Origin of the sequence: Pseudophaeobacter sp. EL27 (assembly GCF_900313025.1) — a bacterium.
In the GTDB taxonomy this organism is placed as follows: Bacteria; Pseudomonadota; Alphaproteobacteria; order Rhodobacterales; family Rhodobacteraceae; genus Pseudophaeobacter.
In genome coordinates this window covers 188,396-205,987 of the sequence record NZ_OMPQ01000005.1, presented here as the reverse complement: position 1 = coordinate 205,987, position 17,592 = coordinate 188,396, and the positions used below count along the sequence as shown (strand labels likewise).

General features: G+C 59.1%; 20 protein-coding genes. 14 read left to right on the top strand and 6 right to left on the bottom strand.

The window, feature by feature from the left end:
• Positions 1-44: 44 nt before the first annotated feature.
• The 4 genes from ED661_RS03955 to ED661_RS03940 all read right to left on the bottom strand — a co-directional run bounded on the left by ED661_RS03955 (position 45) and on the right by ED661_RS03940 (position 3,059).
• Entirely contained in the window at positions 45-869 is an 825-nt protein-coding gene (locus tag ED661_RS03955; RefSeq protein WP_122072643.1) for an SDR family NAD(P)-dependent oxidoreductase, read from the bottom strand.
• Between the two features lie 127 nt (positions 870-996).
• A complete protein-coding gene (locus ED661_RS03950) occupies positions 997-1,419 on the bottom strand; it encodes a MaoC family dehydratase (RefSeq protein WP_122072642.1) in 423 nt (140 codons plus the stop codon).
• On the bottom strand, positions 1,416-1,862 hold the full coding sequence (locus ED661_RS03945; protein ID WP_122072641.1) for a MaoC family dehydratase N-terminal domain-containing protein: 447 nt from the start codon (positions 1,860-1,862) through the stop codon (positions 1,416-1,418). Before ED661_RS03945 ends, ED661_RS03950 begins: the two co-directional genes overlap by 4 nt.
• A gap of 12 nt (positions 1,863-1,874) precedes the next feature.
• The gene (locus ED661_RS03940) at positions 1,875-3,059 is read right to left on the bottom strand and encodes a lipid-transfer protein (protein WP_122072640.1); all 1,185 of its coding nucleotides are present in this window, start codon (positions 3,057-3,059) and stop codon (positions 1,875-1,877) included.
• Positions 3,060-3,268: 209 nt separating this feature from the next.
• Between ED661_RS03940 and ED661_RS03935 the strand changes: the two genes are divergently transcribed.
• Positions 3,269-3,907, top strand: coding sequence for a TetR/AcrR family transcriptional regulator (locus ED661_RS03935; protein WP_122072639.1), 639 nt, complete (start codon positions 3,269-3,271; stop codon positions 3,905-3,907).
• On the opposite strand, the gene ED661_RS03930 is transcribed toward ED661_RS03935, so the two are convergent.
• Positions 3,904-4,761, bottom strand: coding sequence for a helix-turn-helix domain-containing protein (locus ED661_RS03930; RefSeq protein ID WP_122072638.1), 858 nt, complete (start codon positions 4,759-4,761; stop codon positions 3,904-3,906). The two genes, ED661_RS03935 and ED661_RS03930, sit on opposite strands and share 4 nt — an antisense overlap.
• 117 nt (positions 4,762-4,878) lie before the next feature.
• Between ED661_RS03930 and pobA the strand changes: the two genes are divergently transcribed.
• Positions 4,879-6,060 carry a 4-hydroxybenzoate 3-monooxygenase gene (pobA, locus tag ED661_RS03925; protein ID WP_122072637.1) on the top strand — a complete coding sequence of 394 codons (1,182 nt, stop codon included), beginning with the start codon at positions 4,879-4,881 and terminating at the stop codon, positions 6,058-6,060.
• 99 nt (positions 6,061-6,159) lie between these two features.
• Positions 6,160-7,020, top strand: a complete 861-nt coding sequence (locus ED661_RS03920) for a crotonase/enoyl-CoA hydratase family protein (RefSeq protein WP_122072636.1) — start codon at positions 6,160-6,162, stop codon at positions 7,018-7,020.
• 86 nt (positions 7,021-7,106) lie between these two features.
• Here ED661_RS03920 and ED661_RS03915 read toward each other — a convergent pair whose 3' ends face one another.
• Positions 7,107-7,613 carry a helix-turn-helix domain-containing protein gene (locus tag ED661_RS03915; RefSeq protein ID WP_122072635.1) on the bottom strand — a complete coding sequence of 169 codons (507 nt, stop codon included), beginning with the start codon at positions 7,611-7,613 and terminating at the stop codon, positions 7,107-7,109.
• 147 nt (positions 7,614-7,760) lie between these two features.
• Between ED661_RS03915 and ED661_RS03910 the strand changes: the two genes are divergently transcribed.
• The 11 genes from ED661_RS03910 (at position 7,761) to moaD (ending at position 17,592) form a co-directional block, all read left to right on the top strand.
• Positions 7,761-8,714 (top strand): alpha/beta hydrolase, encoded by a 954-nt coding sequence (locus tag ED661_RS03910; protein WP_122072634.1) that lies wholly within the window; start codon positions 7,761-7,763, stop codon positions 8,712-8,714.
• Positions 8,715-8,871: 157 nt separating this feature from the next.
• The gene (locus tag ED661_RS03905; RefSeq protein WP_122072633.1) at positions 8,872-9,393 is read left to right on the top strand and encodes a CoxG family protein; all 522 of its coding nucleotides are present in this window, start codon (positions 8,872-8,874) and stop codon (positions 9,391-9,393) included.
• Between the two features lie 150 nt (positions 9,394-9,543).
• A complete protein-coding gene (locus tag ED661_RS03900) occupies positions 9,544-10,473 on the top strand; it encodes an ABC transporter ATP-binding protein (RefSeq protein ID WP_122072632.1) in 930 nt (309 codons plus the stop codon).
• Positions 10,470-11,231, top strand: coding sequence for an ABC transporter permease (locus tag ED661_RS03895; RefSeq protein ID WP_122072631.1), 762 nt, complete (start codon positions 10,470-10,472; stop codon positions 11,229-11,231). Before ED661_RS03900 ends, ED661_RS03895 begins: the two co-directional genes overlap by 4 nt.
• 180 nt (positions 11,232-11,411) lie before the next feature.
• Positions 11,412-12,209, top strand: a complete 798-nt coding sequence (locus ED661_RS03890; protein WP_122072700.1) for a S49 family peptidase — start codon at positions 11,412-11,414, stop codon at positions 12,207-12,209.
• The gene (locus ED661_RS22065; RefSeq protein ID WP_122072630.1) at positions 12,190-12,384 is read left to right on the top strand and encodes a hypothetical protein; all 195 of its coding nucleotides are present in this window, start codon (positions 12,190-12,192) and stop codon (positions 12,382-12,384) included. The genes ED661_RS03890 and ED661_RS22065 overlap by 20 nt, the downstream gene beginning before the upstream one ends.
• Positions 12,381-13,340: a calcium/sodium antiporter gene (locus tag ED661_RS03880; RefSeq protein ID WP_122072629.1), complete on the top strand. Its 960-nt coding sequence runs from the start codon at positions 12,381-12,383 to the stop codon at positions 13,338-13,340. Before ED661_RS22065 ends, ED661_RS03880 begins: the two co-directional genes overlap by 4 nt.
• Positions 13,341-13,380: 40 nt before the next feature.
• Positions 13,381-14,157: an SDR family oxidoreductase gene (locus tag ED661_RS03875; RefSeq protein WP_122072628.1), complete on the top strand. Its 777-nt coding sequence runs from the start codon at positions 13,381-13,383 to the stop codon at positions 14,155-14,157.
• A gap of 302 nt (positions 14,158-14,459) precedes the next feature.
• Complete coding sequence (gene uvrC, locus ED661_RS03870; RefSeq protein ID WP_254054762.1) at positions 14,460-16,403, top strand: excinuclease ABC subunit UvrC; 1,944 nt, start codon at positions 14,460-14,462, stop codon at positions 16,401-16,403.
• Between the two features lie 272 nt (positions 16,404-16,675).
• Entirely contained in the window at positions 16,676-17,347 is a 672-nt protein-coding gene (pgsA, locus tag ED661_RS03865; RefSeq protein ID WP_122072627.1) for a CDP-diacylglycerol--glycerol-3-phosphate 3-phosphatidyltransferase, read from the top strand.
• On the top strand, positions 17,347-17,592 hold the full coding sequence (gene moaD / locus ED661_RS03860; protein ID WP_122072626.1) for a molybdopterin converting factor subunit 1: 246 nt from the start codon (positions 17,347-17,349) through the stop codon (positions 17,590-17,592). Before pgsA ends, moaD begins: the two co-directional genes overlap by 1 nt.

Genomic DNA, 17,592 nt, shown 5'->3' with positions numbered 1-17,592 from the left:
GCGGGGGCTTTACCCCCACCCGCAGTCGGGCACTGCCCTTGGGATTACGCCGTCAGCCCGCCGCCAACGATCAGCGTCTGGCCGGAAACGTAGTTGCTTTCGGGAATGCAGAACAGGTAGACGCCGCCTGCGGCCTCTTCGGGCGTGCCGGCGCGTCCAATCGGGATCATCATCTCAAAGCCTTTGACCACCTTCTTAGGGATGCCGATACCCACGGTGTTGCCTTCGACCTCGATGGATTTTTTCTCATCCGTGGCCTCGGTCAGGCGGGTGGCGATCATGCCAAAGGCAACGGCGTTGACGTTGACCTTGTAGCGGCCCCATTCCTTGGCCATGGTTTTGGTCATGCCGACAATCCCCGCCTTGGCCGAGGAATAGTTGGCCTGACCCGCATTACCACCAGTGCCTGCAATAGACGAGATATTCACCACCTTACGGAAGACTTCGCGTCCCTCAGCGGCCTCGATGGCGGCTTGTTCGGCAATGAAAGGAGCGGCAGCGCGCAGGATCTGGAAGGGGGCTTTCAGGTGCACGTCGATCATCGCGTCGAACTGCTGGTCACTCATCTTTCCGATGAAGCTGTCCCAGGTGTAGCCGGCATTGTTGACGATGATGTCGATGCCACCAAATTTGTTGATCCCGGCCTGGATGAAATCATTGGCAAAGCCGGGTGCGGTAACCGAGCCGGGAATGGCCAGGGCCTTGCCGCCCATGGCTTCGATCTCATTCACAACCGCCTGTGCGGGCTCCACGTCGAGATCATTGAGCACAACATTGGCGCCGTCGCCTGCCAGTTTCAGCGCGATGGAGCGGCCAATGCCACGTCCGGCGCCGGTGATATAGGCTGTCTTGCCTGCGAGTTTTGTCATTTTGTGTAAGTCCTATGTCAAAGACGATTGCAATGTTCGGTCCGGCGGAACGCTGGGCAGCGCCCGACCCTCCCCATGGGAGGGCGCTTTGCACCCACCCAGGATCGGGCGCTGCCCTCGTTATGTGCTAGGGCAGCTCGACCAGCGCCTCGCCCGCCAGCTTTACCTCGCCGTTCTGATCGGCGGCCTCAATTTCCAGTGCCACCAGATTGCCCCCGCGTTTCTCCACCACACGGCCCGTGCAGGTCACCACCGCATGGATCTGGGTGATGGCCACAAAACGAGTGGAGAATTCGCGCACGGCGCTCTGCGGTACCCAGGCGGTCAGCAGATGGCCCAGATAGGCCATGTTCAACATGCCATGGGCAAAGACATCCGGCATGCCCGCTGCTTTGGCAAAATCGATGTCGATATGGATCGGGTTGTGATCGCCCGAGGCCCCGGCAAAGAGCGCCAGGGTGGTGCGGCTGATGGCGCGCTGGCGGATGGCAGGCAGCTCATCCCCTACCTGAACCGAGGCAAAAGTCACTGTGTTTTCAACGCTGCTCATTTTGGGTTCCTCACAACGATTGTGCGGGTCATGGAGCCCAGGTCTTCGCCCAACTGGTTCTGCGCGCTGGTTTCCAGGATGACAAACTCCATCGCGCCGCCCTTCTTGTCGTAGATATCCACGACCTTGCTGATCAGGGTGACCTCATCCCCGGCGCAGATTGGAACCCCATAGGTAAAACTCTGCTCGCCGTGCAGCACATGGGCCAGTTCGATTTTCATCTCATTGATGAAATAAAAGGGGTCATCGCGTTCCAGATCGAGTGTGAAGACAAAGGTCAGCGGTGCGGGAATGTCGCGGTAGCCTGCAGCCTGAGCTGCGGCGCTGTCCCAATAGATCGGGTTGCGCTGGCCGGTGGCACGGGCAAAGGCCCGCAGTCGGCCGGCCTCCACCCCTGTTGTCAGCGATGGAAAGCTGCGGCCAATGAAGGATCTGTCAATCATGCGCTAGTCCCCTCAGGCGGCTTGGTACAGCGTGACAACGCAGGCGCCACCCAGACCGAGGTTGTGCTGCAGTGCAGTGCGTGCGCCCTCAACCTGGGTTGGCCCCGCCGTGCCACGCAATTGCCGTGTCAGCTCGTAGCACTGGGCCAGACCCGTGGCTCCCAGAGGATGGCCCTTGGACAACAGCCCGCCCGAGGGGTTGGTCACAAACTTGCCGCCATAGGTATTGTCGCCATCAGTGATAAACCTGCTGGCACCCCCCTCGGGGCAGAGACCCAGACCCTCGTAGGTGATCATCTCATTATGGGCAAAACAGTCGTGCAGCTCGACCACATCAACGTCATCGATGGAGATGCCGGTCTGCTCCTGCACCTGTTTGACAGCAGCGGCGGTCATGTCGTAGCCCACCAGTTGCATCATGTCATGGGCTTCAAATGTGGAGGCATAATCTGTGGTCATGGCCTGACCGCTGATGCGCACTGCTTGGTTCAGCCCGTGTTTTTTGGCGTAGTCCTCGCTGACAATAATGGCTGCTGCGGCACCACAGGTGGGCGGGCAGGCCATCAGCCGGGTCATTACGCCCTCCCAGATCATCGGGCTTTGCAGTACGTCCTCAGGCGTCAGCTCCTGGCGGAACAGGGCCAGCGGGTTGTTCACCGCATGGCGGCTGGCCTTGGCGCGGATACGGGCCAGATCGGTGAGGGAGGAGCCGTGTTTTTCCATGTGGGATTTGCCGGCCCCACCAAAGTAGCGCAGCGCCAGCGGGATTTCGGGATGGCCCACCAGGTCGTCGGTCTCAGCGTCAAAGGCATCAAAGGGGCTGGGGCGGTCGGTCCAATGCGAGGTCAGCGCACCGGGCTGCATATGTTCGAACCCAAGGGCCAGCGCCACGTCCACGGCACCGGACTGCACCGCCTGGCGCGCCATGAACAGCGCGGTTGAGCCGGTGGAGCAGTTGTTGTTCACATTCATCACCGGAATACCGGTCATGCCGACCTTGTAGAGCACCGCCTGCCCGCAGGTGCTATCGCCGTAGACATAGCCCGCATAGGCCTGCTGAACCGCATCATAGGGCAAGTCGGCATCGGCAAGCGCATCGCGCAGCGCGGCGGCGCCCATTTCGGTATAGGGGGCGTTTTGACCGGGCTTGGCAAATTTGGTCATGCCCACTCCGGCAACCAGTACCTCTGATGACATTGGTCTCTCTCCTTGCTGCAGTTTTGGACGCAGGTGCTGCGTGTCGGCGGATTTACACTTCTTGGTTACTTTTTGCCGGGGCTGGGCAAGAGGTCAAGTTTCATGTAACTGATGGGTGTAATTACCGGGCGTCATATGGGCTGCATCAGGTCGGGCAGGCCGAGGATGGCGGCGGGAATTGGTGAATTTGTTGAAGGCAGATCGGCACAATGGGCAATAAGAGCTGGACCACACCAGGCGCGAGTCGCGATGCGCAGCGGGAGGCGAAACGGCAAGCGGTTTTGCAGGCCGGGGCACGATTGTTCAATGATCACGGCTACGAGCAGACCTCGCTGGAGGATATCGCAGCGGCGCTCAATATCACCAAGCGGACCATCTACTATTATGTGCAAAGCAAAGAGGACATTCTCTTTGGCTGCCACCAGCAGGGGCTGGAGGTTCTGGGGGAGACCATGGCGCAGAGCCAAGACCCCGGCCTGCCGGTGATCGCCCGCATCACACTGCTGATCCGGGGCTATTGCGCCTGGGTCTCCACCGATCTGGGGGCCACAATTGCCATGGTGCGCGAACACAGTCTGTCGCCGGAACGGCGCAAAGCGCTGCGGGACAGCAAGGCTGAGGTGGATTTCCAACTGCGCAGCCTGATCAAGCAGGGCGTTGCCGAGGGCAGCCTGCGGCCCTGTGATCCGCGCCTGGTATCGGCGGCGGTCTTTGGGGCGCTGAACTGGATCCCCCATTGGAATCGGGTGGATAACCCGGTGCCGCAGGAGGAGATCGCAGAGCAATATCTGCAGCTCGTCTTTGCCGGGATGACCACGCCATCTGGCGAGGTTCAGGCGCTGGTCTAGGCCTCGCTGACCTTTTTGCGAAACAGCTTTGGCGGGGTGCCGGTGCCTTTGCTAAAGACCCGGCTAAAATGTGCCGGATCGGAAAACCCCAGATCATAGGCAATCTCTGCGGCGGTCAGATTGGTGTAGATCAGCATCCGGCGCGCCTCTCGCAACATGCGTTCGTTGATCAATTGCGAGGCGGCCTGGCCGGCGGATTGATGGGCGATCCGGTTGAGGTGGGTCGGGGAAATCGCCAGTTCCCGGGCATAATCAGTCAGCGGGCGACGTTTGCGAAAATCCCGTTCGATCATTTCCTCAAAACGGGTGAACAGTGGATTTCCCGCCCTTTGGTGATTGGCGCTGTCAGCTTCAAATATGGCGCGGGCGGTCAGGGCGATCAGGGCGCCGGCAAGGGATCGCAAGACCTGCGCGCGGGCAAAATCCTGTCGGTGGTATTCATCAAACAGGTGCGCCGCCAGCGCACCCAGCTCGGGAGGGAGCGGCAGGATTGCGGCCTGTTCCAGCGGTGCGCGCACCCCTTCGCTGGCCTGTATGCAGTGATCCAGCAGATCAGAGGTCAGCGTCACCACCCAGCCGCGGGTTTCCGGCGCAAAGTCATAACCATGCACCACGCCGCGCGGAATATTGACCAGGCTGCCGGTTGGAATGGGCTGCGATTTGCCGTCGATCTCTGCCAGGCCACTGCCATTTGTCAGGAACAGCAACTGGTGCAACCGGGCGTGGCGATGGGCCTTCAGTCGCCAATCATGCAGGGCCGAGCGGGAGCGAATTGTCTCAACATGCAGCACATCCGCCAGTTCTGCGGTTTCACCAAACAGGTTGTAGCTGCTGATATGCGAGGCGGGGTTCATGTGTGAATTGTACAAGACGTTGCGCAGTCAGTCCATTCGCAAAGTGAACTCTGCCATGCATATTAGCCTCTAGATCAGGGGCAGCTATCAGGCCCAGCGTATTCGGGAGGCGTGTTCATGTCGCAAGCAACCACTCAAGTTGCCATTATTGGCGGTGGTCCTTCGGGGCTTCTTTTGTCGCAGCTTTTGCATCGTCAGGGCATCGATACCATCGTGTTGGAACGCCAGACGCGGGACTATGTTCTGGGGCGTATTCGCGCCGGGGTGCTGGAGCGCGGCTTTGTGGAGCTGATGCGCGAAGCGGGTTGCGCCGCGCGTATGGAGACCGAGGGCGAAGAGCATCATGGTGTCTATCTGGCCCATCAGGGCCGCATGGATCGCATCGATCTGGCGGCATCTGCCGATGGGGCAACGGTTATGGTCTATGGTCAGACCGAGGTGACACGCGATCTCTACGCCGCACGTGACGCCATGGGGGGCGTGGTCATTCATCAGGCTGACAATGTGCAGCCGCATGACCTGAAATCGCAAACCCCCTTTGTTACCTATGAAAAATACGGGGTTGAGCACCGTATCGACTGTGACTTTATCATCGGTGCCGATGGTTTTCACGGGGTCAGCCGCAAATCGATCCCAGCCGATGTGCTGCGCGAATATGAAAAGGTCTATCCCTTTGGCTGGCTGGGTGTCCTCTCTGAGACCAAGCCCGCCTCTCCCGAGCTGGTCTATGCCCGCCATGAACGCGGGTTTGCGCTCTGTTCCATGCGCAGTCAGGTGCTGAGCCGCTACTACATTCAGGTGCCGCTGACTGACAAGGCAGAGAATTGGACGGATGAGGCCTTCTGGTCCGAGCTGAAGGCGCGTCTGCCCAAGGAAGTGGCCGAAGGGTTGCAAACCGGCGCCTCGATCGAGAAATCCATTGCGCCCCTGCGCAGTTTTGTGGCCGAGCCTATGCGCTATGGTCAGCTGTTCCTGGCCGGCGATGCCGCCCATATCGTGCCGCCCACCGGGGCCAAGGGGCTGAACTCGGCGGCGTCCGATATCTACTATCTTTATCACGGCTTCCTGGACCACTACAAACGGGGCGACAGCACCGGTCTGGAGGGCTATTCGGAAAAAGCCCTGGCACGGGTCTGGAAGGCCGAGCGTTTCAGCTGGTGGATGACCAACTTATTGCATCGCTTCCCGGATATGAGTGAAGCGGATCTGCGGCTGCAATGCGCAGACCTGGACTACCTGTTCTCCTCCGAGGCGGCGCAGGCCTCAATGGCGGAAAACTATGTGGGCCTGCCTTACTAAACCCATCTGACGCCACGTAGGTCGGGGAGACCCCGGCCCATTGGGACTGGCCGCATGGCAAGGGGCATGATTTCCTGAATACAAATCAGGGAGAGAGACATGTCGACAGTTGCCTATGAGAAAACTGGCCGGATTGCGCGGATTACGCTCAACCGGCCAGAGGTCATGAATGCCATCAACGATCAATTGCCCAGGGATCTGGCCGCCGCCGTGACGCAGGCGGATGCCGATCCGGGTGTGCATGTCATGGTGCTTTCGGGCGCGGGCGATGCTTTTTGTGCCGGCTATGATCTGACCTTTTATGCCGAGGGCAATGGGTCAGGGGCTGCAACACAGGAGATGCCCTGGGACCCGATCAAAGACTACCGTTTTATGTGGGAAAACACCCAGCACTTCATGTCGCTGTGGCGGGCGGTCAAGCCCGTGTTGTGCAAGGTGCATGGGGCTGCCGTGGCGGGTGGATCTGACATCGCGCTTTGCGCCGATATGACCATCATGGCTGAGGAAGCGCAGATTGGATACATGCCGACGCGGGTCTGGGGCTGCCCAACCACGGCCATGTGGGTCTACCGTCTCGGGGCAGAGCGCGCCAAACGGATGTTGTTCACCGGCGATAAGATCTCGGGGCGCGAGGCCGCAGATATGGGGCTGGTAATGCAGGCGGTGCCCATGGCGGATCTGGACGACACGGTCGAGGCCATGGCGGCGCGGATGTCAACGGTGCCGATCAATCAACTGGCGATGCAGAAAATGGTGATTAATCAGGCGATTGAGCAAACCGGACTGATGCAAACACAGCGTTTGGCGACAATCTTTGACGGTATCACCCGGCACTCGCCGGAGGGGCTGAATTTCAAGGCGCGCTCAGAAGAGATGGGCTGGAAGCAGGCCGTGCGGGAACGGGATGAGGGCACCTTTGACTGGACCACAAACGAGGAAATCCCAAAGGGCAACCGTTAGGCGGTGATCCCGACAGTCCCAAAACCAGAAAGGGGGGCAGCGATGCGCCCCCTTTTTTACTCAAGCTCCGTGGCACGACCCTTAGGTCAACTGCTGTCGGTGCTGCTGCGCGATGCCGCGCGGTTCGTCTCTATCACCTTGGAGGCTGCGGCAGTTGCCGGGACCATCAGAACAGTCCGGTGATTCAACTCCTGTCCTGTGTGCCTGTCGGTCAGAACCGGATCCACCTCTGCGCCGCTGTCGCGGGTGACAAAGGCAAAGGGGGCAGCGGCCTCGCTGGGCAGATTGTGCTGCGCCCAGTCCTGCATCGCCAATAGCACCGGGGCAAAGTCTTTCCCCGCGGCGGTCAGCCGGTATTCGTGGCGCAGGGGGCGTTCCTGATAGGGGCGCCGTTCCAGCACCCCCATGGCCTCCAGCCGTTTCAGCCGTTCCGCCAGCAGGTGCCGGGTCACGCCCAGACGCTTCTGGAACCCGTCAAATCGGCGCACCCCAAGGAAACATTCCCGCAGGATGAGCAATGTCCATCGATCCCCGACCACGCCCATAGCGCGGGCGAGCGGGCAGGTGTCACCATTGAGATCATGCCATTTCATGAGCTGATTCCTAACACGGATTGACAGAGTTCTCAATTGGAACTGATAATAGGTTCCAAAAAAGAACTTAGTTTTGATTCGACCCCACAAGGGGAATGCATCGCCAAGCCAAAGTAGAATGGCACCGACAATTCAGGAGGCCGCAAGATGGTCACGACTTCACCCGCCCGCCAGTCTGTCAGCTCTGTGGTGGGCCCGGCAGCCCATACCAAATCCCAATCCGCCCGCAGCAAAACCCCCAAATGGTTTCAGCTCATCACATCTGGCCTCAGCAGAATTAGCCCCGGTTTGGCGGCGCGTTTGTTTGCCTATTTCTTTACCCGTCCGGGGCGGCAGAAATTACCCCGGCATGAGCGCGACTGGCTGTTGCAGGCGACAGCCACCCCGTTGAGGCTGGCCAGCGGTGAGCAGGTGCCACTTTATGAGTGGCTCGGCACGCAGCCGCTGTCAGGCGTGCGGGACGAGGCGCCGCTGCCAACTGTGTTGCTGGTGCATGGCTTTGGCGGGCGCGCCGGACAGATGGGCGGCTTTGCGGCGCCTCTGGTGGCCGCCGGATACCGGGTTGTTGCCTTTGACGCCCCGGCACATGGCGGGGCTGCAGGCAATCGCAGCTCGCTGCCGGAAATGCTGGAGGTCACCCGGGAGGTCGCTGCCCGGCTTGGACCTCTGGCGGGTGTGGTTGCCCATTCCAATGGGGCAGCGGCAGCAATTGCGGCTCTAACCAAGGGAATGCAGGCGGATCGACTGGCGCTTTTGGCGCCGACGCCGGATCTGGAAAGCTTCATTCGGCGCCTTGCCGCACAACTCGGGTTTTCACCAGAGGTGGCAAACCGGGCGCAAAAACGGGTGGAGGCTCGCTATGGCCTGCCCTTCTCGGCGCTCAAGGCAAGCACGCTCATCCGCCGGCTGTCGCTGCCGGCCCTGATCCTGCACGACAATGCCGATCGCATCATTCCACTGATGGAGGTCGAAGAACTGGCGAGAGATTGGGAGGTGGCGCGGCTGGAGGTAACAGATGGGCTTGGCCATAACCGCATACTGCGAGATGAGGGTGTGATCGCAGCCGTGGTTGATCATTTGGGCCTTCCAACGCTGCGTTAAATCCCCGGTGATCAGGGCAGCTGTCGGCTTGCATCTTGGCAGGGGGGCTCTGGGTCGGCTAGGTCTAGGGAAAGAGTTCAAACCACGTGGCAGCGAGGCAGAGGTGGATCCCAGCGATCTTGCTTTGTCTCGCTGCCAGCCCAAAGGAGGCCCCGCCATGAAGATGAGTGACAGCAAAGAGATTGCCGCCCCCCCGGCCGAGGTCTATGCCGCCCTCTCGAACCCCGAGGTTCTGAAGGCCTGCGTGCCGGGCGCGCAGGAGGTTAGTGGCAGCGTCGAGGAGGGCTTTGAGGCTTCGGTGACGCAAAAGGTCGGCCCGGTGAAGGCCACCTTCAAGGGGCAGGTCACCCTGTCTGATCTGATCGAGAACGAAAAGCTCACCATCACCGGCGAAGGCAAGGGCGGCGCTGCGGGGTTTGCCAAGGGCGGCGCGGTGGTCAGCCTTGCGACCTCTGAGACAGGCACATTGCTGTCCTATGAGGTTGAGGCCAAAGTCGGCGGCAAGCTGGCCCAGCTGGGCAGTCGGATCATTGATGGCTTCGCCAAAAAGATGGCCGATCAGTTTTTTGTCAATCTGCAAACTCACCTGGCCCCGGAAGAGCCGGATGCCGAAGGCGAAGAGGCCGAAGGTGAGGCCGGCGAGAAAAAAGGCTGGTTCAAGAAGATCACCGGCAACTGATCTGTGATCCGAGTAACAGACGGCGGTCTGTAACAGGCCTACATTCCGAAAGACCCTGCGCAGGCGCACATGTGTCTGCGCACCCTACCACTGGCGATATGTCTGTGCCCTCGCTAGGCTCGGCCATATTGATCTATCAACGGAGGTCTCATGGCGGCGATCCTGTCCATTTCCGATCTGCGCAAATCTTATGAGGGTGGCTTTGAAGCGCTCAAAGGTGTGTCGCTGGATATTGATGAAGGTGAAATCCTTGCTCTACTGGGGCCCAATGGCGCTGGCAAGACCACGTTGATCTCGACGGTCTGTGGTATCACCACGCCCACCTCTGGATCGGTTAAGGTTGGTGGCCATTGCATCCTCGATGATTTCCGCGCCGCGCGCTCTTTGATTGGGCTGGTACCACAAGAAATCAACCTCGAACCCTTTGAAAAGGTGATCAACTCGGTCCGGTTTTCGCGCGGGCTGTTTGGCAAACCCAAGAACGAGCCGCTGATCGAAGATATCCTGAAGAAACTGTCGCTCTGGGACAAACGCAACGCTCAGGTCAAAGAGCTCTCTGGCGGTATGAAGCGCCGGGTGCTGATCGCCAAGGCGCTGGCGCATGAGCCGCGGGTGCTGTTCTTGGATGAGCCTACTGCCGGCGTTGACGTCGAGCTGCGCAAGGATATGTGGGATGTGGTGCAGGAGCTGAAAGACCGCGGTGTCACCATCATTCTGACGACCCATTACATCGAAGAAGCCGAAGCCATTGCCGACCGGGTCGGGGTGATTGCCGATGGGCAGATCCTTTTGGTCCAGGACAAGGACAAGCTGATGGCGCAGCTGGGGCAAAAGCAGCTCTGCGTGCATCTCTCGGCACCCATCACGGAGATACCCGCCAGCCTTGCCTCCCATGATCTGGAGCTGAGTGAGACGGGCGAGACCTTGATCTATACCTATGACACCAAGGCCGAGCGCACCGGCATCACCGCGCTGTTGAACGATGTGGCGACTGCTGGGTTGGTGCTGGCGGATGTCTCGACACGTCAGTCCAGCCTTGAAGATATCTTTGTTGGCCTTGTTTCAGGAGAGACCTCATGAACTGGACTGCTATTTGGTCAATATACCGTTTTGAAATGGCACGATTTTTCCGTACTCTTTTTCAGAGCTTCCTGTCGCCTGTCCTGTCGACCTCGCTGTATTTTGTGGTCTTTGGCGCGGCCATTGGCAGTCGCATCGATCAGGTGGACGGCATTGCCTATGGCGCCTTTATTGTCCCCGGTCTGATCATGCTCAGCGTGATGACCCAAAGCATCTCCAATGCCTCTTTTGGGATCTATTTCCCCAAATTCATCGGCACCATTTACGAGCTTTTGTCGGCACCAGTGAATTTTCTGGAGATCGTGCTGGGATATGTCGGGGCGGCGGCGACCAAGGCCCTGTTTATCGGCTTTGTCATTCTGGCGACCTCAACCCTGTTTGTGGATATCACCATTGCCCATCCTGTTGCCATGGTTCTGTTCCTGGTGTTGACCTGCCTCAGCTTTGCGCTGATGGGGTTTATCATCGGCATCTGGGCCAAGAATTTTGAGCAATTGCAACTGGTTCCACTATTGATCGTGACGCCATTGGTGTTCCTGGGGGGCTCGTTTTATTCGATCTCGATGCTGCCGCCGATCTGGCAGAAAATCACCCTGTTCAACCCGGTGGTCTATCTGATTTCGGGCTTCCGCTGGTCCTTCTTTGGCACTTCGGATGTTCCGGTGGGGACCAGCCTCATGGCAATTGGCCTCTTCACGGCCCTCTGTCTTGGGGTGATCTGGTGGATCTTCAAAACCGGCTGGCGCATTCGCTCCTGAGCACAAGCCAGCTGAATTTTGGCAGTTAAAACCACCACAAAGACCGCTATTCGCGCAAAACCTCCCGGCCCGCGCCGGGAGCGTTGCATATTTACACGTTGACCTTTGGTTTTTGGCCTCAACGGAATTTGTAACGGCCCTTCCCTTGTTTCACCCCTCCCGGCCATCTACATCGGCGCCATGATGCTGCGCTTACCCTTTGTGAAAAAACCGCCCCTCGTTTCTGTTGTGCGCCTCTCGGGTGCCATTGGCATGTCCGGGCGTGGTGCCCTGAATGATGCCTCGCTGGCCCCGGTACTTGAGGCTGCCTTTAGCAAGGGCAAACCCGATGCGGTTGCGCTGGAGATCAACTCTCCGGGCGGCTCGCCGGTACAAAGCTCGCTGATTGGGGCGCGTATCCGACGGCTGGCAAAGGAAAAAGATATTCCTGTTCTCGCCTTTGTTGAGGATGTCGCCGCCTCGGGTGGCTATTGGCTGGCCGTTTCCGCGGATGAGATCTGGGCCGATGCCAGCTCCATTGTGGGCTCTATCGGGGTGATCTCGGCGGGCTTTGGTGCCCAGGAGCTGCTGAACCGGCACGGGGTCGAGCGCCGGGTCTATACCGCAGGGGAGAGCAAATCCATGCTCGACCCGTTTCAGGCCGAAGATCCCGAGGATGTCACGCGGCTGAAGGGCCTTCTGGGTGATATTCATGAGAATTTTATCGACCACGTGACCGAGCGGCGCGGTGAAAAACTCGATGGCAGTCACAAGCTGTTCACCGGCGAAATCTGGCTGGCCAAACGGGCGATTGAGCTGGGGCTGATTGATGGCATCGGCCATATCAAGCCCGCCTTGATGGAGCGCTTTGGAGACAAGGTAAAGCTGCGGCGCTACGGCGTCAAAAAACCCTTCCTCAGCCGGTTTGGTGTTGAGCTGGCCCGGGATGTCGCGGCGGGCATCGAGGAGCGCGCAGCCTATGCGCGTTTTGGGCTCTGAAGTGATTTTTAAGATCGTCACCCTATTTCTGGTGGTCATCGCGGTGCTGGCCATGTTCGGGAAGGTTACCTTTCCCGGGAAGAAACGCCTGCAATCCGCGCGCTGTCCGTCCTGTGGGCGGTTCAAGATTGGCAAAGGCCCCTGCGGCTGCAAGTTAAAAGGACCGCGCAAATGATGCCGTGGCTGCTGTGTGGTTTGGGTCTGGTGATCCTGCTTTTGGCCGGTGACGCCCTGGTGCGTGGCGCTGTGAACCTGTCGCTGCGCCTTGGTGTGCCTGCGCTGATCGTCAGCCTGACCATCGTGGCCTTTGGCACCTCGGCGCCAGAGCTGCTGATCGCGATCAATGCGGTGGCGGATAATGCCGATGGCATTGCCCTGGGCAATGTGGTGGGCTCCAATACCGCCAATATCCTTATGGTGCTGGGCATCCCGGCGATTATCGCCACCCTGCACACCAGCCAATGCGATAGCCGCAAAAGCTACGTGCTGATGTTGATGGCCACAGTGCTGTTCATTGGTCTGGCAATGTGTGGCACCCTGGCGATCTGGTCCGGGCTGATCCTGCTGACGGCCCTGGCGCTGTTTTTGGCGGACGCCTTTCGTGATGCGCGGGCCCATCGCAAAAACTGCTGTGGCGGCGAAGAAGAAGACGAGGTGCTGGACGGGCTGGAAGAAGCTGACCCCAGCATGCCGGTCTGGAAAATTGGCATCTATCTGGGGCTTGGCCTGATTGGCCTGCCCTTGGGGGCGGATCTACTGGTGGATAATGCCACCATCATTGCCCGGATGTATGACATCAGCGAGCCGATCATTGGCCTGACATTGGTTGCTATTGGCACCTCTTTGCCCGAGCTGGCCACCACAGTCATGGCGACCCTGCGCAAACAGGCGGATGTGGCGCTGGGCAATGTCATTGGTTCCAACATGTTCAACCTTCTGGCCATTATTGGTGTCGCCACCTTTATCGGGCCGATTACAGTTGATCCTGAATTCCTGCGTTTTGACCTCTGGGTGATGTTGGCGGCCTCGCTGCTGATCTTCCCCTTTGTGTTCCTGAAAAAGGATATCAACCGGCTCTGGGGCATAGCGTTGGCGGGGCTTTACATCGGATATCTCCTGGTGCTCTTTTAACCGCGATAGCTGCCCTGTGGCGGCCTAAAGGGATCTGGCAATGCGAGCATTGGTAACCGGAGCGGGCAAGCGGCTTGGCCGCGCCATGGCGCTCAAACTGGCGGCGGAGGGCTATGACGTCGCGGTGCATTACGACCAATCTGCCGACGAGGCAGGTGAGGTTGCCGATGAGATCCGCGCCATGGGGCGCCAGGCGATCACCCTGCAGGCGGATCTGCTGTCACCAGCGGCCACCCAGGCGCTGTTGCCACGTGCGGTTTCGGAATTGGGCGGGACTATCACCTGCCTGGTGAACAATGCCTCGATTTTTGAACCGGATGAGCTGGAGAGCGCCACCACAACAAGCTGGAATCGTGCCTTTGACAGCAATCTGCGGGCCCCTTTCCTGCTGACTCAGGCGATGGCGGCGCAATCTGTTGCGGCCTCAGTCGACGGGGCAGGGGAGCCGCAGGCCTGGGGGCTGGTGATCAATATGATTGATCAGCGGGTGCGCAACCTCACGCCGGACTTCATGAGCTATACCCTGGCAAAATCGGCGCTTTGGACCCTGACACAGACCTCTGCGCAGGCGCTGGCACCAAAGATCCGCGTCAATGCGATTGGGCCGGGACCGACGCTGGCCAATGCTCACCAAAGCGATGAAGAATTTGCCAGGCAGCGCGCCACAACCCTTTTGCAACGGGGCGTAGACCCTGCGGATATCACCGCTGCACTCGGCTATTTGTTGACTGCGCGTGCGGTGACAGGGCAGTTGATCTGCGTCGATAGCGGCGAGCACCTGGGCCGGGCTGAGCCTGATAATTTGGGCCACAGCTGAACCCGGAAGGCATTACCTCAGGGAAAGTTGTGCACCTTTGGTGCTTCCGTCACAGATCCGTTACAAAAGAGTCTTTGTTTTCAAAAACTTGACAGGTGTTTGGAAATGTTTTGTTTTGTTTCAACATCTTATAAAAGTGCCTAAAAATTAAGCAATAGTGAAATTACCGTGTGAAATAAGGGAAAAGCAGGGATAGCCCAAAGATATCTTCAGGCTTATCCACAGGGGTGGTGGATTTGTTCAGGGCTTGAACCCGCCGCAGAGTCATTGCAGCCGAGCGCTGGGAATCATATCACTGGTGCATGACAGATCAGACGCCAGAACAGAGCTCAGAACAGCCCGCAGATCAGGCCCCGGAACAGGCGCCAGAACAGCCCGATGACAGGGCCTCCAGTTTGGAGGCGCCGCGTCGGGGCTATGGGGTGATTCAGGACTATGTCAAAACCCTGGATGCCTCGCCGGGGGTCTACAGGATGCTCGATAGCGAAAGCAGGGTGCTCTATGTTGGCAAGGCGCGCAACCTGCGGGCGCGGGTGTCAAACTATACGCGCCCCGGCAATTCGCCGCGGATCGAGAGGATGATCGCGCTGACCACGCGGATGATGTTTCTCACCACCCGGACCGAAACCGAGGCGCTGCTGCTGGAGCAGAACCTGATCAAGCAGCTGAAGCCCAAATACAATGTGCTGCTGCGCGATGACAAGAGCTTCCCCAGTATTCTGGTGGCCAAGGATCATACCTTTGCCCAGCTCAAGAAACATCGTGGCGCGCGCAAGCAAAAGGGCAGCTATTTTGGCCCCTTTGCCGGGGCTGGGGCGGTGAACCGGACCCTCAATCAGCTGCAAAAGGCGTTTTTGCTGCGCGACTGTTCCAACGCCATGTTTGAAAGCCGTACCCGCCCCTGCCTGCAGTATCAGATCAAGCGCTGTTCGGCGCCCTGCACCGGTGAGATCTCGGAAGAGGAATACAATCTCTCTGTACGCGATGCCGAACGTTTTCTGGCTGGCCGCTCCACCAAGATCCAGGAGGAGCTGGCAGCCGAGATGATGAAGGCCTCGGAGGCGATGGAGTTTGAACGCGCGGCCGCCCTGCGGGATCGCATCAAGGCATTGACCCAGGTGCAGTCCGTACAGGGCATCAACCCGCGTGGTGTGGCCGAGGCCGACATCATTGGCCTGCATATGGAGGGCGGCCAGGCCTGCGTGCAGGTCTTCTTTATTCGCGCCAATCAGAACTGGGGCAATCAGGATTTCTACCCCCGTGTGGATGCGGATATGAACCCGGCGGAGGTGATGGAGGCCTTCCTGGGTCAGTTCTACGACAACAAAGAGCCACCACGGCAATTGATCCTGTCGGATGCAATTGAAAACACTGATCTTATGGAAGAGGCGCTAAGCGGCAAGGCCGAGCGCAAGGTGGAAATTCTGGTTCCCCTGCGCGGTGAAAAGACCGAACTGGTAGCCGGGGCCGTGCGCAATGCCCGCGAGAGCCTGGCACGGCGGATGGCGGAAAGCGCGACACAGAATAAGCTGCTCAAAGGTCTGGCCGAGGCCTTTGGCCTCAAAGGTCCGCCACAACGGATCGAAGTCTACGACAACTCGCATATCCAGGGCACCAATGCGGTGGGCGGCATGATCGTGGCGGGTCCCGAAGGGTTTATGAAAAACGCCTATCGCAAGTTCAACATCAAGGGCGATGATCTGGTTCCCGGCGATGACTTTGGCATGATGAAAGAGGTGCTGAACCGGCGCTTCTCGCGTCTCAAAAAAGAAGACCCTGATCGCGACAAGGGACATTGGCCGGATTTGCTGTTGATTGACGGGGGCGCCGGGCAAGTCTCGGCGGTGGCGGAAATCATGGCGGAGCACGGGGTGGAGGATATTCCCATGGTGGGCGTCGCCAAAGGGGTGGACCGCGACCACGGTAAGGAGGAATTCCACCGGCTCGGTGAAAAGGCCTTTGCGCTGCAGCGCAACGATCCGGTGTTGTACTTTGTCCAGCGTATGCGGGATGAGGCGCACCGCTTTGCTATTGGCACTCACCGGGCCAAGCGCGCCAAGGCCGTTGGTGCAACCCCCCTGGATGATGTTCCGGGTGTTGGCGCAGGCCGTAAACGCGCCTTGCTGAAACATTTTGGCAGTGCCAAGGCGGTGAGCCGCGCTGATCTGCTGGATTTGAAAGCCGTTGATGGTATCTCCAGTGCCCTGGCCGAGACGATCTATGATTTTTTCCACGAAAAAGGGTAGGGATCATTAGGGGCTGCCTTTGGACGTGCAGGCAGTTTGAGCGGCAGATGGATCTTCACTAGACCAATTGCCCGTCAGAACTCGGACCTCCCGTTGGCTTTATTCTTTGCCATGGGTTGAGCTGCGCTGACTTCATTGGCTCGAAGAACGAGTAAAGTTGGGGGGAACATGGCCCAGTCAGGTAGTGGGGAAATCACCTCCGCGTGCTTTCCCTTGGGGAAAGTGACTTATGCGGCTTTTATGTTTGAAAGACGCATTGTAGGGTCCGACGCATGAAATGGACCCTGCCCAATATCCTGACCGTGGTGCGCCTGCTGGCCGCACCGGGTCTCGCCGTTATGTTTCTCTATTTTGCCCGTCCCCTGGCGGATTGGTTTGCGCTGATCCTCTTTGTCGGGGCGGCCATCACCGATTGGTTTGATGGCTACCTGGCGCGGGCCTGGGGGCAGGAGACTAAAATGGGGGCGATGCTGGATCCCATTGCCGATAAGGCTATGGTGGTTGTCGCTTTGATGATTCTGGTGGGCTATGCGGATGAGCATTGGACCCCCTGGCTGGTGCTTCCCACCACGGTGATCCTGTTTCGCGAGGTTTTTGTCTCGGGGCTGCGGGAGTTCCTGGGCGATACGGCGGGCACATTGAAGGTGACACAACTGGCCAAGTGGAAGACCACGGCTCAGATGGTGGCGATTGCCACGCTGTTCTCCCAGGGTGTCTTTGAACACTATCTGGTGATGTCCTCTCTTGGGATGGACCAGGCGCTGGTCGCTGATATTCTGTCGGGGCAGGTGGAAGACCTGAATGGACTGCGCTGGAAGCTGGAGGGCATGGTCTGGACCGGACGGGTCGGGCTGTGGTTGTTATGGATTGCTGCGGCTCTGACCCTGATCACCGGGGCGGATTACATGCGCAAGGCGCTGCCACATCTGAAGGAGAGCAACTGATGGATGTTGTCTATTTTGCTTGGGTGCGTGAACGCATTGGGGTGCCGCGGGAACAGGTTGATACCAGCGCCGCTACGGTTGCGGATCTGGTGAGCGAACTGGCGGCGCGGGAAGAGCGCTATGCGGCGGCCTTTGCGGATCTTTCCGCCCTGCGGGTGGCGCTGGATCAGGAGCTATCAGATTTTGATGCCGGGCTTGCGGGGGTGCGCGAAGTGGCCTTCTTTCCGCCGATGACCGGGGGCTGA